General features: G+C 58.2%; 1 rRNA gene. It reads right to left on the bottom strand.

What is annotated here, in order from left to right:
* Positions 1 to 977, bottom strand: a 16S ribosomal RNA gene (locus ABEB26_RS26885); the annotation flags it as partial.
* Between the last annotated feature and the right edge of the window lie 29 nt (positions 978 to 1,006).

A 1,006-nucleotide genomic window follows, 5' to 3' on the forward strand; every position in this document is an offset into this window, starting at 1 on the left:
CTTCATTTCCGAAGCTTGCAGTGCTATGTCAAGACTAGGTAAGGTTCTTCGCGTTGCGTCGAATTAAACCACACGCTCCGCTGCTTGTGCGGGCCCCCGTCAATTCCTTTGAGTTTTAAGCTTGCGCTCGTAGTCCCCAGGCGGCATACTCATCGCGTAAGCTGCGGCACGGAACGACGCGAACGCCATCCCACACCTGGTATGCATCGTTTACTGCGTGGACTACCAGGGTATCTAATCCTGTTTGCTCCCCACGCCGTCGTGGCTCAGTGTCAGGTCTCGCCCAGAACGCCGCTTGCGCCACTGGTGTTCCTCCCGATATCTACGCATTTCACCACTACACCGGGAATTCCACGTTCCTCTGCGAGCCTCTAGTCCGTGTGTCTACCGCGACCTCGCCGGCATTACTCCGGCGCTTTCACGCGGCACATCACCGACCACCTACCCACGCTTTACGCCCAGTAATTCCGGACAACGCTTGGCCCCTACGTATTACCGCGGCTGCTGGCACGTAGTTAGCCGGGCCTGATTCGGAGGGTACCGTCATTATCGTCCCCCCCAAAAGGAGTTTACAACCCAAGAGCCGTCATCCTCCACGCGGCGTTGCTCGGTCAGGCTTGCGCCCATTGCCGAAAATTCCTTGCTGCTGCCCCCCGTAGGAGTTTGGGCCGTGTCTCAGTCCCAATCTGTCTGGTCGTCCTCTCAGACCAGAGACCCATCATCGACTTGGTGCGCCATTACCACACCAACCATCTAATGGGACGCGACCCCCGCCCAGTGCGCCGTGCGGCTTTCCTTCACCAAAGTGAATCGTATGCGGGATTAGCGAGTCTTTCGACCCGTTATCCCCCACACCGGGGTAGGTTAGTCACGTGTTCCTCAGCCGTGCGCCACTCATTCCGAAGAATGCGTTCGACTTGCATGCATTAGGCACGCCGCCAGCGTTCGTCCTGAGCCAGGATCAAACTCGCCGACAAGTGACCGTGGTCACTGCGTGTTCTCCTTG

Source organism: Herpetosiphon gulosus, assembly GCF_039545135.1.
Taxonomy (GTDB): domain Bacteria; phylum Chloroflexota; class Chloroflexia; order Chloroflexales; family Herpetosiphonaceae; genus Herpetosiphon; species Herpetosiphon gulosus.